The sequence below is a fragment of the Candidatus Omnitrophota bacterium genome (genome assembly GCA_013791745.1).
GTDB lineage: Bacteria > CG03 > CG03 > CG03 > CG03 > CG03.
The window spans coordinates 1-3,235 of record VMTH01000164.1 but is presented as its reverse complement, the minus strand read 5'-3'; the positions used below and the strand labels follow the sequence as shown (position 1 = coordinate 3,235).

The window sequence follows — 3,235 nt, the reverse complement described above, 5'->3', positions numbered from 1 at the left end:
TTCACATGATTCCTCACCAGCGGAAAAACGATCTTCCCTATATCAAGTTTTTCGCCTATCACAGTTTTATGCATGTCGCACCGCCTTTATTTTTTTCGCTATTTCCGCGCATATTTCTTCCTCTTTCCTGCCGGCCGTGTCCACACAGATATCGCAGTCGGCATAAAGTTTTTTTCTCTTTTCGTATTTCCTTCTCAGTTCCGCGAGGGGATCTTCCACATTGAGAAGAGGCCTGTTCTTATCTTTTTTGATCCGTTCAAAAAGGATTTCCGGCTTCGCTTTCAGATAAACTATTTTTCCCTTTTTTCTCAGGTCCTTGATGTTCTCACCATTCAGCACTATTCCTCCGCCGGTTGAGATCACAAGGCCGTCCAGAGCAGAGAGGCATTTTACGAGCTCCCTCTCCATTTGGCGGAAGAGCGCTTCACCTCCGTCGGCGAATACGTCTTTTATCTTTTTTTTGGCGGTCTTTTCTATATGAGTATCCATGTCAAAAAATCTCATCCCGAGTTTTTCGGCTAGGATTTTTCCGATCGCGGTTTTTCCCGAACCCATCATTCCCGTGAGCGCTATGTTCATTGTGCTATCACAGATTTTTCTGGGAGGCAGGCCTCCAATATTCCTTTATCCTCTCGCAGTAAGTCTTGAAATTCATGAGCAGGTCTTCCATGCAGTCGCCGCCGAGTTTCTCCATAACGGCGTTGGCGGCCTCTATCGCTATGACCGCCTCGCCGATGACGCCCGCGGCCGGCACGACACACACATCGCTCCTGACGATCTGAGCGTCCACATTTTTTTTGGTTTTAATGTCCGCGGATTTGAGAGGTTTCATGAGCGACGGTATGGGCTTGATGGCCGCGCGTATAAAAACGGGCATGCCGTTTGAGACGCCCCCTTCCACGCCTCCGGCGTTATTGCTTTTTCTGTAAAAGGAAAGTTTCTCGTCGTAATAAATGGGGTCATGCACCTTTGAGCCCGGGAGTGTCGCCATGCGGAAGCCCCTGCCTACCTCAACGCCCTTCACAGCCGGCACCGACATGAGGGCTTTGGCGAAACGCCCGTCAAGGCGGTTCTCCCAGATGTCATAACTGCCGAAACCCGGAGGAAGCCCCCAGATGACAACGGTGAAAACGCCCCCCAGAGTGTCGCCTTCCTCCTTCGCCTTGTCAATGGCTTTTATCATTTCTTTTTCAACATCTTTGTCCAGGCAGCGCACGGCTGACGATGCCGTCTTCCGCACGACATCGTCATAATCATATCTGGCGGCTTTGCCGCGGATACCGCCTATTTCTTTTGTGAAAGAATGTATTCTTATTCCGAGTTCGCTCAAAAGTTTTATGCACACGCTCCCGGCCGCCACGCGCGCGGCCGTCTCTCTGGCCGAGGCCCTTTCAAGAACATCCCGCAGGTCTTCCCTTCCGTATTTTATCAGGCCGGCAAGATCGGCGTGGCCTGGGCGGGGTTTTGTCAGAATAAATTCTTCCGACCTGTCTTCCGCTTTCTCGGACATTATGCTTCCCCAGTTTTCCCAGTCTTTGTTTTCTATGAAAAAAGAGACTGGGGAGCCTATCGTCTCGCCCCATCTCACGCCGGAAATTATACGGGCGTGGTCTTTTTCTATGGTCTTCATCCTTTCGCCGCGGCCGTAGCCCGTCTGACGGCGCGCGAGATGAAAATCAATATCCGAGCTTTGTAATTCAAGACCCGCCGGAATGCCGTTTATTATAACGTTGTACCCCTTACCGTGCGATTCACCGGCTGTTTTATACTCTATCATCTTTTCCTCCCTGTCATTAAATTAAGGACGTCCCCTTTTCCGTGTCATAGATCTTTTTTCACCCTGTCTTTCATCAATTCCACAGGCGCCTTCTCACCCGTCCAGAAGGTGAAAGAATCAGCCGCCTGGTAAACCAGCATGTTAAGGCCGTCCTGACGGCGCAGGCCCCTCTCCGCGGCCGCTTTGAGGAGAGGCGTCTCCCTGTTGTAGATGCATTCAAAAACATAAAGGCCTTTGTGCAGGATATCGGAGGGAAGAGGGATCCGCTCGTCGGCCATGCCCAGAGGCGTGGCGTTGACCAGCACATCACAGTTCTTCAATTCCATAAAGTCATCGCTTATAAAAACCGCCTGCGCCGGAGCAAACCTGTTCAAGCGCTTTATGAGATCCCGCGCTTTTTCAGCGTCGGGGTCTTTTATGAATATCTTCCGCGTGCCGGACTCCGCCAGAGCAAAAGCCGCGGCTTTCGCCGCGCCGCCGGCGCCGAGTATAAAAATGTTCCTGTCGTGCGGATTGATATCCTCTTTAAGGGCTTTGAGAAAACCCGAAGAATCCGTGTTGGTCCCTGTCCACCTGCCATCAACATTCTTAGCGCAGTTGACTGCCCCTATGCTGGCAGCGCCGGGCGACACATCATCAAGATAGGCCGAAATTTTTTCTTTATAGGGAAAGGTTATGTTAAAGCCGCGGAGTTCATCCATGAGTTTTTTTATGTCGTTATCAAAATTCCCCGGCTCTACCGGGTAGAGGCCATAGCTCCAGGGGAGAGAAAGTTTTTCAAAGGCGCCGTTGTGGATCGCCGGCGACAGGGAATGCGCCACCGGCCATCCGATGAGTCCCGTTTTCATTGTTTCTTTACTCACTTTCCGTTCTTTGCCCCGCATTCTCAATTATTATTCTCCCCGCACTCCTCGCTGAATGTTTTTTATCTTTCTTTCGGTTCATTTCATCATAGCACGATAGCATACTTTTTTAGGCACAATTAGAACTTTGCTATGAGACTTATTCTTTGGGTGGTACCAAGGCCGGAATATGGAACAATGGCATAATCAAGGTCGTAACCTAAGACTTTTATCCCTATGCCGCCGCCGAGGCCGTTCTGCTCGCTGATTTTATTGTTTGATAAACTACTATCCGAACTATAAAGTGTTTCAACCGCCTGGAACAGATAACCGGCTCTCAATGCAAAGAAATGCATCGGCCAAAACTCTGTCCCGAAACTTACAGTTCTTTTTTTATCCACTGGCTCATAGCTGATATCCATTGCCAGATTAAAAGCTCCTACAATTCTGTATGAAGTTCCCGCGGTTATGCTTAACGGAAGTGAATATTTCTCGTCAATAAATTTCATCTTCGGGCCGAGATTCCGAACAGCCATGCCTAAACTCATTTTTCCGGAAACTTTGCGCGTCCCGCCTATGTCAAACGCAATCCCGTCAGCTGTCTCATCAGCTATTG

Annotated in this window: 3 protein-coding genes; all 3 read right to left on the bottom strand. The window is 49.7% G+C overall.

The annotated features are described in order from the left end of the window. Positions 1-66: 66 nt before the first annotated feature. From FP827_08360 to aroE, 3 genes are read right to left on the bottom strand one after another with little or no spacing between them, the layout of a single operon-like run. Positions 67-579: a shikimate kinase gene (locus FP827_08360; GenBank protein MBA3053075.1), complete on the bottom strand. Its 513-nt coding sequence runs from the start codon at positions 577-579 to the stop codon at positions 67-69. A gap of 7 nt (positions 580-586) precedes the next feature. Further along, positions 587-1,774 carry a chorismate synthase gene (gene aroC / locus FP827_08355; GenBank protein MBA3053074.1) on the bottom strand — a complete coding sequence of 396 codons (1,188 nt, stop codon included), beginning with the start codon at positions 1,772-1,774 and terminating at the stop codon, positions 587-589. 47 nt (positions 1,775-1,821) lie between these two features. Continuing rightward, positions 1,822-2,661: a shikimate dehydrogenase gene (gene aroE / locus FP827_08350; protein ID MBA3053073.1), complete on the bottom strand. Its 840-nt coding sequence runs from the start codon at positions 2,659-2,661 to the stop codon at positions 1,822-1,824. Between the last annotated feature and the right edge of the window lie 574 nt (positions 2,662-3,235).